This window comes from Pseudomonas sp. No.21, assembly GCF_054558415.1.
Map to the genome: position 1 here is coordinate 241,650 of NZ_BAAJNO010000002.1, position 14,540 is coordinate 256,189.

16 protein-coding genes are annotated in these 14,540 nt (G+C 66.2%); 3 read left to right on the forward strand and 13 right to left on the reverse strand.

Annotated features, from left to right (window positions below; all coding sequences use genetic code 11):
- Position 1: 1 nt before the first annotated feature.
- From ACYJSS_RS03850 to ubiE, 5 genes are all read right to left on the reverse strand, one after another.
- Positions 2 to 337: a phosphoribosyl-ATP diphosphatase gene (locus ACYJSS_RS03850; protein WP_111262810.1), complete on the reverse strand. Its 336-nt coding sequence runs from the start codon at positions 335 to 337 to the stop codon at positions 2 to 4.
- The gene (hisI, locus tag ACYJSS_RS03855; RefSeq protein ID WP_111262811.1) at positions 330 to 731 is read right to left on the reverse strand and encodes a phosphoribosyl-AMP cyclohydrolase; all 402 of its coding nucleotides are present in this window, start codon (positions 729 to 731) and stop codon (positions 330 to 332) included. The genes ACYJSS_RS03850 and hisI overlap by 8 nt, the downstream gene beginning before the upstream one ends.
- 80 nt (positions 732 to 811) lie before the next feature.
- The gene (gene ubiB / locus ACYJSS_RS03860) at positions 812 to 2,407 is read right to left on the reverse strand and encodes a ubiquinone biosynthesis regulatory protein kinase UbiB (RefSeq protein WP_111262812.1); all 1,596 of its coding nucleotides are present in this window, start codon (positions 2,405 to 2,407) and stop codon (positions 812 to 814) included.
- Entirely contained in the window at positions 2,404 to 3,021 is a 618-nt protein-coding gene (locus ACYJSS_RS03865; RefSeq protein WP_111262813.1) for a ubiquinone biosynthesis accessory factor UbiJ, read from the reverse strand. The genes ubiB and ACYJSS_RS03865 overlap by 4 nt, the downstream gene beginning before the upstream one ends.
- Positions 3,021 to 3,791 (reverse strand): bifunctional demethylmenaquinone methyltransferase/2-methoxy-6-polyprenyl-1,4-benzoquinol methylase UbiE, encoded by a 771-nt coding sequence (gene ubiE / locus ACYJSS_RS03870; protein ID WP_111262836.1) that lies wholly within the window; start codon positions 3,789 to 3,791, stop codon positions 3,021 to 3,023. The genes ACYJSS_RS03865 and ubiE overlap by 1 nt, the downstream gene beginning before the upstream one ends.
- Positions 3,792 to 3,933: 142 nt before the next feature.
- On the opposite strand from ubiE, the gene ACYJSS_RS03875 reads away from it, so the two are divergent.
- The 3 genes from ACYJSS_RS03875 (at position 3,934) to ACYJSS_RS03885 (ending at position 5,802) form a co-directional block, all read left to right on the forward strand.
- Entirely contained in the window at positions 3,934 to 4,209 is a 276-nt protein-coding gene (locus tag ACYJSS_RS03875; protein ID WP_111262814.1) for a polyhydroxyalkanoic acid system family protein, read from the forward strand.
- A 200-nt stretch (positions 4,210 to 4,409) separates the two neighbouring features.
- Positions 4,410 to 4,850: a phasin family protein gene (locus tag ACYJSS_RS03880; protein ID WP_111262815.1), complete on the forward strand. Its 441-nt coding sequence runs from the start codon at positions 4,410 to 4,412 to the stop codon at positions 4,848 to 4,850.
- A gap of 10 nt (positions 4,851 to 4,860) precedes the next feature.
- Positions 4,861 to 5,802, forward strand: a complete 942-nt coding sequence (locus tag ACYJSS_RS03885; protein ID WP_236204352.1) for a phasin family protein — start codon at positions 4,861 to 4,863, stop codon at positions 5,800 to 5,802.
- 46 nt (positions 5,803 to 5,848) lie between these two features.
- On the opposite strand, the gene ACYJSS_RS03890 is transcribed toward ACYJSS_RS03885, so the two are convergent.
- The 8 genes from ACYJSS_RS03890 to ACYJSS_RS03925 form a co-directional block, all read right to left on the reverse strand.
- On the reverse strand, positions 5,849 to 6,463 hold the full coding sequence (locus ACYJSS_RS03890) for a TetR/AcrR family transcriptional regulator (protein ID WP_111262817.1): 615 nt from the start codon (positions 6,461 to 6,463) through the stop codon (positions 5,849 to 5,851).
- Positions 6,464 to 6,524: 61 nt separating this feature from the next.
- Positions 6,525 to 8,207 (reverse strand): class II poly(R)-hydroxyalkanoic acid synthase, encoded by a 1,683-nt coding sequence (gene phaC, locus ACYJSS_RS03895; RefSeq protein WP_236204351.1) that lies wholly within the window; start codon positions 8,205 to 8,207, stop codon positions 6,525 to 6,527.
- A gap of 184 nt (positions 8,208 to 8,391) precedes the next feature.
- The gene (gene phaZ, locus ACYJSS_RS03900; protein ID WP_111262819.1) at positions 8,392 to 9,249 is read right to left on the reverse strand and encodes a poly(3-hydroxyalkanoate) depolymerase; all 858 of its coding nucleotides are present in this window, start codon (positions 9,247 to 9,249) and stop codon (positions 8,392 to 8,394) included.
- Positions 9,250 to 9,401: 152 nt separating this feature from the next.
- Positions 9,402 to 11,081, reverse strand: coding sequence for a class II poly(R)-hydroxyalkanoic acid synthase (gene phaC / locus ACYJSS_RS03905; RefSeq protein ID WP_111262820.1), 1,680 nt, complete (start codon positions 11,079 to 11,081; stop codon positions 9,402 to 9,404).
- Positions 11,082 to 11,372: 291 nt separating this feature from the next.
- On the reverse strand, positions 11,373 to 11,744 hold the full coding sequence (locus ACYJSS_RS03910; RefSeq protein WP_236204350.1) for a gamma-butyrobetaine hydroxylase family protein: 372 nt from the start codon (positions 11,742 to 11,744) through the stop codon (positions 11,373 to 11,375).
- 106 nt (positions 11,745 to 11,850) lie between these two features.
- Positions 11,851 to 13,188: an ATP-dependent protease ATPase subunit HslU gene (gene hslU, locus ACYJSS_RS03915; protein WP_043245825.1), complete on the reverse strand. Its 1,338-nt coding sequence runs from the start codon at positions 13,186 to 13,188 to the stop codon at positions 11,851 to 11,853.
- Positions 13,189 to 13,214: 26 nt separating this feature from the next.
- Entirely contained in the window at positions 13,215 to 13,745 is a 531-nt protein-coding gene (gene hslV, locus ACYJSS_RS03920; RefSeq protein ID WP_031288432.1) for an ATP-dependent protease subunit HslV, read from the reverse strand.
- Between the two features lie 96 nt (positions 13,746 to 13,841).
- Positions 13,842 to 14,540: an SPOR domain-containing protein gene (locus ACYJSS_RS03925; RefSeq protein WP_111262822.1), complete on the reverse strand. Its 699-nt coding sequence runs from the start codon at positions 14,538 to 14,540 to the stop codon at positions 13,842 to 13,844.

The window sequence follows — 14,540 nt, forward strand, 5'->3', positions numbered from 1 at the left end:
GTTATGCGGAAGGCTGGCGGGCGGCTTTTTCAGCGTGCCCGGACAGGCCGAAGCGACGATCCAGTTCGTCCAGAACGGCCTGGGGGTGCTGGCCGAGGGCGGCGAGCATGACCAGGCTGTGGAACCAGAGGTCGGCGGTTTCGTAGATCAGATCGCTGCAGTCGCCACTGGTGGCGGCGTCCTTGGCGGCCAGGATGGTTTCCACCGATTCCTCGCCGACCTTCTCGAGAATCTTGTTCAGCCCCTTGTGGTACAGGCTGGCCACGTAGGAAGAGTCCGCAGCGGCGCCCTTGCGCGCCTCCAGGACCTCGGCGAGGCGGGTGAGGGTGTCACTCATGCGTATGTCCTGCGTGGTAGATCGCATCGGGGTCCTTGATGACCGCGTCGACGGTCTTCCAGTCGCCATTTTCGAAGACGCGGTAGAAGCAGCTTTCACGGCCGGTGTGGCAGGCGATGCCGCCGATCTGCTCGACCATCAGCACCACCACGTCGGCATCGCAGTCCAGGCGCAGCTCGTGCAGGCGCTGCACGTGGCCGGATTCCTCGCCCTTGCGCCACAGTTTGCCGCGCGAGCGTGACCAGTAGATGGCACGGTTCTCGGCGACGGTCAGGGTCAGGGATTCGCGGTTCATCCAGGCCATCATCAGGATGCGCCCGGTCTTGTGGTCCTGGGCGATCGCCGGGACCAGGCCGTCCGCATTCCAGTGGATCTGTTCAAGCCAGTCGTTCATGTGTGCTTCCACGAGCGGGTCAGGCGACCATGCGTGGCCTGACCGGGGCGGTTAGTGTGCCAGCGCCGGCGCAGGCTTGGCTATCGGCGCAATACCAGATACAGACCACCGGCCAGCATCAGCCAGGCGGGCCAGGCCGCCGCATGCTGCTCCAGGCCGAGGGTGGCGGCGCCCACCAGCAGGGCGGCGCCGATCAGGCGCAGGGCCAGGCCGTCGCGGGGCTTGTGCCAGGGCGGCGGCGGGTCGGCGGCGTGGGGCTGGCTCATGCGCTCCAGCAGGTCGCGGGTCATGTTGGCCAGGTGCGGCACCTGCTCGACCTGGGATTGCAGGTTGTGCAGCAGGCTTTTGGGGCTGATGCGCTCGCGCATCCAGCGCTCCAGGTAGGGCTGGGCGGTGCTCCAGAGATCGAGGTCCGGGTACAGCTGGCGGCCCAGGCCTTCGATGTTGAGCAGGGTCTTCTGCAGCAGCACGAGCTGCGGCTGAACCTCCATGTTGAAGCGGCGCGCGGTCTGGAACAGGCGCAGCAGCAGTTGGCCGAAGGAGATGTCCCTGAGCGGCTTCTCGAAGATCGGCTCGCAGACGGTGCGGATGGCCGCCTCGAAATCGTTGACCCGGGTCTCGGCGGGCACCCAGCCGGAGTCGATGTGCAGCTGGGCGACGCGGCGGTAGTCACGTTTGAAGAAGGCGATGAGGTTGCGTGCCAGGTAGTCCTGGTCCTCGGGGGTGAGACTGCCGATGATGCCGCAATCGATGGCGATGTACTGCGGGTTCCAGGGCTGGCGGGTGCTGACGAAGATGTTGCCGGGGTGCATGTCGGCGTGGAAGAAGCTGTCGCGGAACACCTGGGTGAAGAAGATCTCCACACCGCGTTCGGCCAGCAGCTTGAGGTCGGTGCGCTGGTCGGCGAGGGTGGCCAGGTCGGTGACCGGGACGCCGTAGATGCGCTCCATCACCAGCACCTTGGGTCGGCACCAGTCCCAGTACACCTGGGGCACGTAGAGCAGCGGCGAGCCTTCGAAGTTGCGGCGCAGCTGGCTGGCGTTGGCCGCCTCGCGGAGCAGGTCGAGTTCGTCGTAGATGGTCTTCTCGTAGTCGCTGACCACTTCCACCGGCCGCAGGCGGCGGGCGTCGCTGGACAGGCGCTCGGCGACGCGGGCGAGGATGAACAGCCAGGCGAGGTCCTGGCGGATGATCGGCCGCAGGTTGGGGCGGATCACCTTGACCACCACTTCCTCGCCGCTTTTCAGCTGCGCGGCGTGGACCTGGGCCACCGAGGCGGAGGCCAGCGGGGCGACGTCGAAGCGGGCGAATACCTCGCTGACGCGGGCGCCGAGCTGCTCCTCGATGCGTGCCACGGCCTGGGCGGGGTCGAAGGGCGGGACCTGGTCCTGCAGGCGGGCCAGTTCGTCGGCGATGTCGGGCGGCAGCAGGTCGCGGCGGGTGGACAGCAACTGGCCGAACTTGATGAAGATCGGGCCGAGGCCTTCCAGCGCCAGGCGCAGTCGCGCACCCCGGGAGAGCTCCAGGCGCTTGCGCGGGAACCAGCGCCAGGGCAGCAGGTAGCTCAGGGCGCGTAGCCACCAGGGCAGCGGCAGGTCGAAGATCAGGTCATCGAGTCGGTAGCGGATGACCACGCTCTGGATGCGCAGCAGACGGCGGACGGCGAGCAGCTTCATGCGTTGGGTTTGCTTTTCTGGGTCAGGCGCCCGATGCGGGCGTCGAGGCGGTCGAGGTCGACCTTGAGGCGGTCCAGTTCGGCGAAGCGGGCATCCGCTTCACGCTGGCCGACCAGTGTGCGCGATTCCTCCGCCAGGTAGTCGGCGAGGTTCAGGCGCAGGCTGTCGAGGCTCTGTGTGGTCCAGTCGACGCGGCTGCGGACGTGCGCGCCGAGCAGTTGGCTGGCGACCGGGCCGAGCCAGCGGGACAGTTCGTACTCCCAGTCCAGCTCGAGGTCCTGGAGGATGCCGGCGAGCTCCATGAGCGCGGCGCTGTCGCCGTCCAGTTCGACTTCCGGGCGGTGCAGGACGGCGGTCTTCTCGCGGCTCAGTGCCAGGCGCAGGAGGCTGGCGGCCGGTGCGCGCAGGCGGCAATCGGCCGGGGCGGCCCAGTTCGCCGCGAGTTGCAGGCCGTCGCCCCCGGGGAGGATGAACAGCTGCAGGGCGGGGGCCTGGCAATCGATCTCGATCACCTTGCCTTCGAGGCGCGACAGGCGTGGCAACGCGGTGCCGTCGAGCCTGAGGACGCGGTTGATGCCGTGTTCGACGCCGGCGAGCAGGGCCTGGGTGAGCATCAGGGCTTGATGCCGCGGTGCAGGGCGACGATGCCGCCGGTCATGTTGTGGTAGGTGGCGCGTTCGAAGCCGGCCTCCACCATCATGGCCTTGAGGGTTTCCTGGTCGGGGTGCATGCGGATCGACTCGGCCAGGTAGCGGTAGCTCTCGGAGTCGTTGGTGATCAGCTTGCCCATCAGCGGCAGGAGGCTGAACGAGTAAGCGTCATAGGCCTTGGACAGCAGGCCGCTGGTGGGCTTGGAGAACTCCAGCACCAGCAGGCGGCCACCGGGCTTGAGCACACGCAGCATGGAGCGCAGGGCGGCGTCCTTGTGGGTGACGTTGCGCAGGCCGAAGGCGATGGTGACCACGTCGAAGTGGTTGTCGGGGAAGGGCAGCTGCTCGGCATCGGCCTGGACGAAGCTGACGTTGCCGGCGACGCCGCTGTCGAGCAGCTTGTCGCGACCGACCTTGAGCATCGAGGCGTTGATGTCGGCCAGCACCACTTCGCCGGTCGGGCCTACCAGGCGCGAGAACTGGCGGGTGAGATCGCCCGTGCCGCCGGCGATGTCGAGCACGCGGTTGCCCGGACGCACGCCGGACAGCTCGATGGTGAAGCGCTTCCACAGCCGATGGACGCCGCCGGACATCAGGTCGTTCATCAGGTCGTACTTGGCGGCCACGGAGTGGAACACCTCGGCGACCTTGTCGGCCTTCTGGCTCTCGGGAACGCTCTGGTAGCCGAAGTGGGTGGTGGGTTCGGCATCGCTGCCTTTGCGCGGATCGTTCATGTCGCTGCCCCGGAAGAAATTGGCGGCCATTTTAGGCGCGGTTGCCCTGCTTTGTCTTGGCCTCGAACGGTGCCGGCTCGCCAGGGCCCAGGGCCGGCCTGCTATAGTCGCGCGACCATAAGTCGCAGTCAGGAGTTGGCCCATGGCCCGCATCAATGTCGAACGTTCCCACAGCCTGGGTCGCACCGCTGTCAGGGCCAAGGCCGAGCAACTCGCCGAGCGCCTGGCCCGCGAGTACGACGTGCGCTACCAGTGGCGTGGCAACACCCTGGAGTTCAAGCGCAGCGGCGCCGACGGACAGATCGAGGTCAGCGACGACAAGGTCAACGTCGAGGTGAAGCTGGGCCTGTTGCTCTCGGCCATGAGCGGCAGCATCAAGCGCGAGATCGAGAAGGCGCTGGACGAGTACCTGGTCTGAGTGTTCCAGCGGCATCCCTGCCCCGTCGGGGATGCCGGTTCCGGTGGGGTCGCAACGGCTTCGCCATGATGGACTCCACGCGGCGTCCCGGCCGACCGAACCCTACCCGCGGCTAGTATGCGGTTTCTAATTTTCCTCGCTAACGTGCACCCCAAGCCCTGAGAAAGGGCGAGTCCTCCATTATCCGAGTGAGGTGCACCATGGCCAAAGCAGCCGTCGTCAAGAAGAAAGTCGAAGCAAGCAAGACCACCGTCCTTTCCGATGTCCGTCTCTATGCCCGCAAGATCTGGCTGGCCGGCCTGGGTGCCTACGCCAAGGCCGGGCAGGAAGGTGCCGACTACCTGCGTGACCTGGTGAAGGCCGGCGAGGGTGTCGAGAAGCAGGGCCGCAAGGCCGTCGATGCGCGCGTCGAAGCCGCCAACAGCCAGATCGATTCGGTGAAGGGCAGCGTCAAGGGCTCGGTCACCGGCGTGAAGGAAAAGGTCGAAGTGCAGCTCGACAAGATCGAGAAAGCGTTCGACAACCGTGTCGCCGTCGCCCTCAATCGCCTGGGTATTCCCTCGCGACAGGACGTTGAGGCACTCTCTGCTAAGCTTGACGAGCTGAGCGCGTTGCTCGAGCACGTCGCGCGAACCAAATAAGGAGAGCAGGATGGCTGGTAAGAAAAAAACCACGAAAGAAACCAACTCCTGGATCGGCGAGATCGAGAAATACTCGCGCCAGATCTGGCTGGCTGGCTTGGGGGCCTACTCGAAGGTCAGCAACGACGGCACCAAGCTGTTCGATGCGCTGGTCAAGGATGGTGAGAAGGCTGAAAAACAGGCCAAGACCGAAGTCGACAAGCAGGTCGATGCGGTCAAGTCCCGCGTTGGTTCACGCGTCGGCTCCGCCAAGTCCAAGGTCGATGAGGTCAAGGACAAGGCGATCGGCAAGTGGAGCGAGCTGGAAGAGGCGTTCGACAAGCGCCTGAACAGTGCCATCTCCCGTCTCGGCGTACCCAGCCGTAACGAAGTGAAGGACCTGAACAGCAAGGTCGACAGCCTGACCCGGCAGATCGAGAAGCTCACCGGCGTCTCCGCCAAGTCGGTCAAGCCTGCCGCCAAGGCAGCAGCGAAACCTGCCGCCAAGGCAGCAGCGAAACCTGCCGCCAAGGCAGCAGCGAAACCTGCTGCCAAGCCGGCTGCGAAGACCGCTGCGGCCAAACCGGCTGCCAAGCCCGCCGCCAAACCGGCAGCCAAGCCGGCCGCGAAGGCCGCTGCGAAGCCTGCAGCGAAGACCGCCGCTGCCAAGCCGGCAGCCAAGGCCGCCGCCAAGCCTGCTGCGAAGCCGGCCGCGAAACCCGCTGCGAAGGCAGCAGCCAAACCTGCGGCGAAGCCGGCGGCGGCCAAACCCGCAGCCGCTGCCAAGCCTGCGGCGAAGCCCGCTGCCAAACCTGCTGCGAAGAAGCCTGCGGTGAAGAAAGCCGCTGCGCCGAAACCGGCAGCCGCCAAGCCGGCGACCCCGGCCGCGACCCCGGCTCCGGCCGCTGCACCGAGCACCCCGGCCGCCACTCCGGCACCGGCCGCTCCGGCGAGCACGCCAAGCCAGTCCTGATCTCCAGGGACCACAGACGCCCGGCCTTGCGCCGGGCGTTTGCGTTTCAGGCCTCCAGATAACGCCGGGCCATGCGTTCGGCGGCCTGGCGCGATTCGTCCTGCAGGTGCGGGGCCACCAGCATCATGATCTGGTACACCACCAGGCGTACTTCCCCTTCGTTGCCGAGGATGCGCTGGTAGTCGAGCGAGAACAGCAGGGTCAGGGTGATCTGCTCCACCAACTGACCGAGGGATTCGGTATCGCTGACCAGTCGCTCCCGCGCCTTGAGCCGTGCCAGCAGCGAGGCCAGGGTGCGCTTGAGGGCGTTCAGCCAGCTGCGCATGCCACGGGCCAGCTTGGGCAGCCGCCCGGCGAGGTTGGACAGGTCCTGGAAGAGGAAGCGGTACTGCGCCAGGCGCTCGACGATCAGGTGCAGGAACAGCCAGTAGTCCTCGACGCCGAGCTCCACGTCCTCGGGTGGGTCGAGCAGGGGCGCGAGCTCATCCTGGAAGCGCTCCAGCAGCGCCATCACCAGGGGTTCCTTGCCGTGGAAGTGGTAGTAGAGGTTGCCCGGGCTGATGCCCAGTTCGGTGGCGATTTCGAGGGTGGTGACGTTGGGCTCGCCCTCGCGGTTGAACAGCATCAGGGCGCATTCGAGTATCCGGTCTCGGGTCTTCATCCAGTCTTCTTGTCGTCGGTGCATGCGGCCGGCCGGGTGTGCCCCGGCCAGCCGAACGTCTTCAGCGCACGTGCACGTAGGTGCCGGGTGCTGCCTCCATGGGTGGGTGGGCCTGGTTGCCGAGGGCGACCAGGGTCTCGCGCTGCTCCCCCGAGCGCGCCTGTATCCAGCTCAGCCATTCGGGCCACCAACTGCCCTGGACGTTCTTCGCGTCGTAGTACCAGGCGCGGTGGTCGGAGCTGAGCTTGCCGTTCTCCAGGTAGTTGGCCTTGGGGTTGCCCGGCGGGTTGAGGATGCTCTGGATGTGTCCGCTGTTGGACAGCACGAAGCGGCTCTCGCCGCCGAGCAGGCGTGCCGAGCGATAGACCGCGTCCCAGGGGGTGATGTGGTCGTTGATGCCGGCGACGCTGAAGCTGTCCACCGTGACCTTCTGCAGGTCGATCGGGGTGCCGCAGATTTCCAGCGCGCCGCCGCGGGTGAGCGGGTTGTGCTTGAAGAAATCCAGCAGGTCGCCATGCAGCGCCGCAGGCAGGCGGGTGTTGTCGTTGTTCCAGTAGAGGATGTCGAAGGCCGGTGGCTGGCGGCCCAGCAGGTAGTTGTTGACGAAGTAGTTCCACACCAGGTCGTTGGGACGCATCCAGGCGAAGATCTTGGCCATGTCGCGGCCATCCAGCACGCCCTGCTGGTAGGAGCGGCGCTTGGCCGCCTCCAGGGTCTGCTCGTCGGCGAAGAGTGCGGCGGGGCTGTCGACCTGGCTGTCCAGCAGGCTCACCAGGTAGCTGGCGCTGCTGACCTTGCGCAGCTGGCGCTTGGCCTGGAGGTGGCCCTGCAGGGCCGCGATGGTCAGGCCCCCGGCACAGGCCCCCATGAGGTTGACGTCCTTGCTGCCGGTGACGGAGCGGGCCACGTCGACCGCCTGCTCCAGCGCTTGCACGTAGGTGGACAGGCCCCATTCGCGGTGGCGGGCATCGGGGTTGCGCCAGCTGACAATGAACACCTGCAGGCCGTTCTTCAGCGCGTACTGGACGAAGCTCTTCTCCGGCGAGAGGTCGAAGATGTAGAACTTGTTGATCTGCGGGGGAACGATCAGCAGGGGCTTGAGGTACTGCTTCTCGCTCATCGGCTTGTACTGGATCAGCTCCAGCAGCTCGTTGCGGTAGATCACCGAGCCGGTGGTGGTGGCCAGGTTGCGGCCGATCTCGAAGGCTTGCTTGCTGACCTGGCTGGGCATGGCGTTGTTGTTCAGCAGGTCGTCGAACAGGTGGCGCACGCCGTTGATCAGGCTCAGGCCGCCGGTGTTGAACAGCTCCTTGACCGCCAGGGGATTGAGCAGGCTGTTGGACGGCGCCATGGCGTCGCTGACGAGGGCAAGGACGAAGCGCGCGCGGGCGCGGTCATCGTCGCTGAGGTCGCTGTCCTCGACCCAGGCGTAGAGCTGTTTCTGCCAGGCCAGGTAGGCCTGCAGGCCGCGACGGTAGAACGGGTTGTGGCTCCAGGAGGGATCGGCGAAGCGCGTGTCCTGGGGATTGGGCTTGTGCGGGGTGTCGCCCATCAGCACGCGGCCGAGCTGGCCGCCGAAGGCGAGCACGTGCCGGGCGCTGTGCACGGGGTGCTTGAGCCCCTGCAGGGCAAGGGTGCGGACGGTGGAGGCCAGGTCCTTGCCTCGCAAGCCGACGATCGCGCTCTGCGCGTTCATGTAGTTAGCGGGGACCGGCAAGGCACCCGACACCTGTTTCTCTCGCATGGGGGCAACACTCCGTAATCAATCCGTCGTCAAGGAGGGTTAGGCAAGGCTCGTACCACTGAGCGCAATAGGTGCATTCCAGACTACTGCGCTGGAAATTCAAGTTCGTTACAAACGGCTCCTGGAGGGGCGAATGCGCTGGCTCCGCCCCATCATGGAGCGGAGCCGCCGGCGCGCATGGGTTTCAGGGATTGCGCAGTTGCATGGGCTGCGGATGGATGATCGCTCGCTGACGCTCCTGGGCGAGGAACTTCATGATGATCGGCGCCACCGTCTCCGCCCGGGTCACGAGGAACAGGTGGCCGTCGTCGATGACATGGAGTTCCGAGTTGGGAATGCGCCAGGCGAGCATGCGCATGTTCACCAGCGGGATGATCGGGTCGTCGTCGCCGGCCAGGACCAGGGTCGGTTGGCGGATGCGGTGCAGCCAGTGGATGCTGGTCCAGCCGAGGCCGGCGAACAGTTGCCAGTAGTAGCCGAGCTTGCCCGAGGAGCGCACCTTGCTGGCGTGGGCCATCGCCAGGGTCGGGTCGCGCCGGAAGGCGCCACCGTAGATGTCCGGCGCGATGTGCACGCCGTAGGACGGCTGGATATAGCGACGCGGGCTGGCCATGCGCCAGAGCACCTTGGGCTTGCCGGGCACCATGATCGCGCCGGCCGACGTGGCGGCGAGGATCAGCTTCTTGCAGCGCTCGGGGTAGTCGTGGGCGAACTGCTGCGCCAGGGCGCCGCCCCAGGACACGCCGATGGCATTGACCTGGCCGTAGTTCAGGTAGTCGAGCATGCGTGCGGCGAGCTTGGCCAGGCCGGGGAAGCGATAGGGCTTGCTCGGGGTGGACGAGCCGCCGACACCGGGGACGTCGAAGGCGATCACCTCCTGGTCCGGGTCGAGCGCCTGGACGAAGGGGAACACCAGCTCGAGGTTGGCACCGATGCCGTTGAAGATCAGCAGCGGTGTCAGGTGGTCCTTGCCGGGCCTGACGGCGGTGCGGATGGTCTGGCCATCGAGGTCGATGGTGCGGAAGACGAAAGGTTGCGGCATGCGCTGGCCCCTATGGATTGAAACGACGGGAGGCACCCGCGAGGGGCCTCCCTGTAGCGCCAGGCCAAGCCTGGTTCAGGCCGCCGCCGGTCTTGGCGGTGGGCCTGGTCGGCACGTCCGGGTGCCAGGGCAGCAATGCGCGAGCCGCGCGATCAACGTTCGTGGACATAGGTCCCGGGCGATGCCTCGCCGGCCGGGTACGCCTTGTTGCCGAGGGTGAAGCTGGCCTTCTTGGTCTTGCCCGAACGCTCCGCCAGCCAGGCCTGCCAGTACAACCACCAGGAGTCGGCGTGCTTGGTGGCGTTCTCCTGCCATTCCTTCGGGTCCACCGGCATTTCGCTGTTGGTCGAGAAGCGTGCCTTGGGGTTGCCCGGGGGGTTGAGGATGCTCTGGATGTGCCCGCTGTTGGACAGCACGAACTCGCATTTGCCGCCCAGCAGGCGGGCGGAGCGGTAGCAGGCTTCCCAGGGGGTGATGTGGTCGGTGGTGCCGGCGACGCAGAAGAAGTCGCAGGTGACCTTCTTCAGGTCGATCGGGGTGCCGCAGACCTCCAGCGCATCGGGGCGTGTCAGCGGGTTGGTCTTGAACATCTCCACCAGCTCGCCGTGGAAGGCCGCGGGCAGGCGCGTGGTGTCGTTGTTCCAGTAGAGGATGTCGAACACCGGCGGCTCGTTGCCGAGCAGGTAGTTGTTCACCCAGTAGTTCCAGATCAGGTCGTTGGGGCGCATCCAGGCGAAGACCTTGGCCATGTCCTTGCCTTCGAGCACGCCGGACTGGTACGAGCGGCGCTTGGCGGCTTCCAGGGTGGTTTCGTCGGCGAACAGCGCGACCTGGGTGTCGAGGTTGAAGTCGAGCACGCTGACCAGTTGGGTGAAGGCGTGCACCTTGTGCTCGCCGATCGCCTGGTAGTGGCCCAGGAGGGCGACGGTGGTGATGCCGCCGGAGCAGGCGCCGAGCATGTTGAGGTCCTTGGCGCCGGTGATCTTCAGCACCACCTCGATGGTTTCCTTGAGCGCTTCGATGTAGGTCGACAAGCCCCACTCGCGCTGGGCCTTGGTCGGGTTGCGCCAGCTGACGATGAAGGTCTGGATGCCGTTGCGCAGGTTGAAGCGCGCCAGGCTCTTCTCCTGGGACAGGTCGAAGACGTAAAACTTGTTGATCTGCGGCGGCACCACCAGCAGCGGGCGCTCGTGCACCTGCTCGGTGATGGGCTTGTACTGGATCAGCTCCAGCACGTCGTTACGGAACACCACCGCCCCCTCGGTGGTGGCGAGGTTCTTGCCGACCTCGAAGGCGTCCATGTTCACCTGGCTGGGCATGCCACCGTTGTTCACCAGGTCCTTGGCCAGGTGCGAGAGGCCGTCGAGCAGGCTCTTGCCGCCGGTCTCGAAGAAGCGCTTCACCGCCGCCGGGTTGGCCATGGTGTTGGTGGGGGCCATGGCTTCGGTCATCAGGTTGATCACGAAGTGGCCGCGGCTGGTGTCGGATGCGGACAGGTCGCTGTGCTCGATCCACTGGTGCAGTTCCTTGCGCCAGGCCAGGTAGGTCTGCAGGTAACGCTTGTAGAGGGGGTTCTGGCTCCAGGCCGGGTCAGCGAAGCGACGGTCGTCGGCTTCGGGTTGCAAGGCGGAGGAGCCGAGCAGGACATTCTTCAGCTCGACCCCGAAATGGGCGACGTGCTTGGCACTGTGGAAGGGCTGCTTGATGGCCTGCAGCATGACCATGCGCGCGGAGGTCAGCAGATCCTTGCCACGGATGCCGATCACCGGGTTCAGGCCCAGGGTGTTCTCCGAGGCTTGTCGCTGCAGGTCTTCATTGTTCTTGTTGCTCATCTACGACGCTCCATTGTCCAGAGGCGGATACCGGGTGACTGCTGTACGGGACAGTTAAGCGTGCCTGGTACTGCTCGGGTTACCGGGGGTGCGAAGAGAACTTCGCCGATTTCTATGAACCTGTGGTTGCCAAATGCATGGAACCTGCCAGTTCTTGGTTACCCGAGTTTGTGGATTTGCGCAAGCTGGCCCGGGGACGGGCGCGCGCGGAGGGAGTATGTCGCGGGGTTCTAGAAAATGCGCTCTAACCTTGTGCGGCCTGGCCAGAAGGGGGCTGGCCGGTGCACCGGATCAGAGCATCAGGCGGACGACGCTTTCGTCGGGATCGCGGGAGCGGCCGGCGGCTGCAAGCTGCTCCAGGTAGTCCTTCCAGAGTTCGTCCTGGCGGGTGGCGAGCTCGAAGAGGTAATCCCAGGTGAAGAGGCCGCTGTCGTGCCCATCGTCGAAGACCAGTTTCAGGGCATAGTTGCCCGCCGGTTCGACGCCGGTGAGCGCGACCCGCGCCTTGCCATACTGCAGGATCGGCTTGCCGTGGCCCTGCACCTCGGCCGACGGCGAATGCACCCGCAGGAATTCGGCGGGCAGGCTGTAGCGCGCATCGCCATAGCCCAGCACCAGGGTGCGGGAGGCTTTATGTAGTTGGATCGACGTTGGCAGGCGCATGGGTGCTAGTCCGGGTGTCAGCGGTTCTTGAAGCTTGAAGCTTGAAGCTTGAAGCTTGAGGCGGGAAGGGCTCCTTCTTCAGGCTTCCCGCTTCAGGCTTTGAACTTTAGAGAATATACCGCGACAGGTCTTCGTCCTTCGCCAGCTCGCCGAGGTGGCTGTTGACGTAGGCGGCGTCGATCAGGATCGGTTTCTCGTCGTGCTGGGCGGCCAGGTCGCCTGCGCTGAAGGAGACTTCCTCCAACAGGCGCTCCAGCAGCGTGTGCAGGCGGCGGGCACCGATGTTCTCGGTCTTCTCGTTGACCTGCCAGGCGATTTCGGCCAGGCGCTTGATGCCTTCGGGCGCGAACTCGATGTTCAGGCCTTCGGTCTTCAGCAGCGCGCTGTACTGCTCGGTCAGCGAGGCATGCGGCTCGGTGAGGATGCGCTCGAAGTCCTCGGGCGAGAGCGCCTTGAGCTCGACCCGGATCGGCAGGCGGCCCTGCAGTTCGGGCACCAGGTCGCTGGGCTTGGACAGGTGGAAGGCGCCGGAGGCGATGAACAGGATGTGGTCGGTCTTGACCATGCCCAGCTTGGTGTTGACGGTGCAGCCTTCGATCAGCGGCAGCAGGTCGCGCTGCACGCCCTCGCGGGAGACATCGGCGCCGCCGACGTTGCCGCGCTTGGCGACCTTGTCGATCTCGTCGATGAAGACGATGCCGTTCTGCTCCACCGCTTCCAGGGCGCGGGCCTTGAGTTCCTCTTCGTTGACCAGGCGCGCGGCTTCCTCGTCACGCACCAGTTTCAGCGCTTCCTTGACCTTGAGCTTGCGGCTCTTGCGCTTGCCCTTGCCCATGTTGGAGAAGAGATTCTGCAGCTGGCTGGTCATCTCCTCCATGCCGGGCGGGGCCATGATCTCGACGCCGGCGGGGCTTTCGGCCACTTCGATGTCGATCTCCTTGTCGTCCAGCTGGCCTTCGCGCAGGCGCTTGCGGAACAGCTGGCGGGTGTTGGAGTCCTCGCGTTGCGGCTCGTCGCCGAAGCCGCTGCGGGCCGGCGGCAGCAGGGCGTCGAGGATGCGGTCCTCGGCGGCGTCCTCGGCGCGGAAGCGCACCTTGTGCATCTCCTGCTCGCGCATCATCTTCACGGCGGCATCGGCCAGGTCGCGAATGATCGATTCGACGTCACGGCCCACATAGCCCACTTCGGTGAACTTGGTGGCCTCGACCTTGAGGAAGGGCGCGTTGGCCAGCTTGGCCAGGCGGCGGGCGATCTCGGTCTTGCCGACGCCGGTCGGGCCGATCATCAGGATGTTCTTCGGCGTCACCTCGGCGCGCAGCTCGACCGGCAGCTGCATGCGCCGCCAGCGGTTGCGCAGGGCGATGGCCACGGCGCGCTTGGCGTCGTCCTGGCCGATGATGTGGCGGTTGAGTTCGTGGACGATCTCGCGGGGGGTCATGGACATGTACGGAAACTCCGGTCTGGACGGCCTCACTCGGCGGCGTCCAGCTCCTCGATGGTGAGGTTCTGGTTGGTGAACACGCAGATGGAGCCGGCGATGTTCAGGGCGGTCTCGGTGATCTCGCGGGCGGACAGCTCGGTGCGCTGCAGCAGCGCGGTGGCCGCGGCCTGGGCGAAACCGCCGCCGGAGCCCATGGCGATCAGGCCGTGCTCGGGTTCGACCACATCGCCATTGCCGGTGATGATCAGCGAGGCGTCCTTGTTGGCCACGGCGAGCATGGCTTCCAGGCGGCTGAGGGAGCGGTCGGTGCGCCAGTCCTTGGCCAGCTCGACGGCGGCGCGGACGAGGTGGCCCTGGTGTTTTTCCAATTGGCCTTCGAAGCGTTCGAACAGGGTGAAGGCATCTGCGGTGGCACCGGCGAAGCCGGCCAGGACCTGGCCGTGGTAGAGGCGGCGCACCTTCTTGGCGTTGCCTTTCATCACGGTGTTGCCGAGGGAAACCTGGCCGTCGCCGCCCATGACGACTTTGCCGTTGCGGCGGACTGAAACGATGGTGGTCAAGGGGGGAGTCTCCACGCAGCGGGGCGAAATGCCCGAATGGAAACCCAGATGGGGGAGGCGGCGCGGCTTTTCAACCGCGCGCCTGCGATTGGCCGATCAGCGTACCTGCCGTTGTTGCAACAGGAGATTACCGAAGCCGCTGCCGGCCAGCTGTTTCTGCGCGCCGGCCAGTTGCTCGCGGCTGGCGAAGGGGCCGACGAGCACGCGGTACCAGGTTTCCTCGCGCACGGTGCCGGACTCCACCTGGACGTTCTGGCCCAGCAGGATGATCTGCGCGCGCACGCGATCGGCGTCATCCTTCTTGCGGAACGAGCCGGCCTGCAGGAAGAACTGGGTCACCGGCGCCTTGGCCACGGTGGGTGGGGGCGGCGGCACCTGGCCGGCGAGGGCGGCCTCGGCGCGGGCGGCGTCGATCTTCGCCGCTTCCTCGGGCGTCACCGGCTGGGTGGGGGGCGTCGGCGGCGGGTCCTTGGGCAGGGCGTCCGGCGGCACGATGACCTCGGATTCCGGTAGCAGCGTGTAGAAGTCGTACTTGGGCTTGGCCGGTTCCGGCGTGGCCTGGGTTTGCGGCTGGCCACCCGGTTGCGGGCGCGGCGTCGGCTTGCCGTTCGCCGCCTGCTGCTCGGGCTTGGTGCGACGGATGTCGTCGCGACCCGGCTCGAGCTTCATCAGCATGACCACGAAGCCGCCGATGACCAGGCCCATCACCAGCCAGACCCAGCCGGGCACCGGCTTCTTCGGCGGCGCCTGGTAGCGGCTGGCCCCGCGCTTGGGTGCTGCTTTCTTCTTCGCCAT

Excerpts from the sequence above, each read along its gene's own strand:
- ACYJSS_RS03850 (WP_111262810.1), bottom strand. The coding sequence starts at position 337 with ATGAGTGACACCCTCACCCGCCTCGCCGAGGTCCTGGAGGCGCGCAAG.
- hisI (WP_111262811.1), bottom strand. The coding sequence starts at position 731 with ATGAACGACTGGCTTGAACAGATCCACTGGAATGCGGACGGCCTGGTC.
- ubiB (WP_111262812.1), bottom strand. The coding sequence starts at position 2,407 with ATGAAGCTGCTCGCCGTCCGCCGTCTGCTGCGCATCCAGAGCGTGGTC.
- ACYJSS_RS03865 (WP_111262813.1), bottom strand. The coding sequence starts at position 3,021 with ATGCTCACCCAGGCCCTGCTCGCCGGCGTCGAACACGGCATCAACCGC.
- ubiE (WP_111262836.1), bottom strand. The coding sequence starts at position 3,791 with ATGAACGATCCGCGCAAAGGCAGCGATGCCGAACCCACCACCCACTTC.
- ACYJSS_RS03875 (WP_111262814.1), top strand. The coding sequence starts at position 3,934 with ATGGCCCGCATCAATGTCGAACGTTCCCACAGCCTGGGTCGCACCGCT.
- ACYJSS_RS03880 (WP_111262815.1), top strand. The coding sequence starts at position 4,410 with ATGGCCAAAGCAGCCGTCGTCAAGAAGAAAGTCGAAGCAAGCAAGACC.
- ACYJSS_RS03885 (WP_236204352.1), top strand. The coding sequence starts at position 4,861 with ATGGCTGGTAAGAAAAAAACCACGAAAGAAACCAACTCCTGGATCGGC.
- ACYJSS_RS03890 (WP_111262817.1), bottom strand. The coding sequence starts at position 6,463 with ATGAAGACCCGAGACCGGATACTCGAATGCGCCCTGATGCTGTTCAAC.
- phaC (WP_236204351.1), bottom strand. The coding sequence starts at position 8,207 with ATGCGAGAGAAACAGGTGTCGGGTGCCTTGCCGGTCCCCGCTAACTAC.
- phaZ (WP_111262819.1), bottom strand. The coding sequence starts at position 9,249 with ATGCCGCAACCTTTCGTCTTCCGCACCATCGACCTCGATGGCCAGACC.
- phaC (WP_111262820.1), bottom strand. The coding sequence starts at position 11,081 with ATGAGCAACAAGAACAATGAAGACCTGCAGCGACAAGCCTCGGAGAAC.
- ACYJSS_RS03910 (WP_236204350.1), bottom strand. The coding sequence starts at position 11,744 with ATGCGCCTGCCAACGTCGATCCAACTACATAAAGCCTCCCGCACCCTG.
- hslU (WP_043245825.1), bottom strand. The coding sequence starts at position 13,188 with ATGTCCATGACCCCCCGCGAGATCGTCCACGAACTCAACCGCCACATC.
- ACYJSS_RS03925 (WP_111262822.1), bottom strand. The coding sequence starts at position 14,540 with ATGGCGAAGAAGAAAGCAGCACCCAAGCGCGGGGCCAGCCGCTACCAG.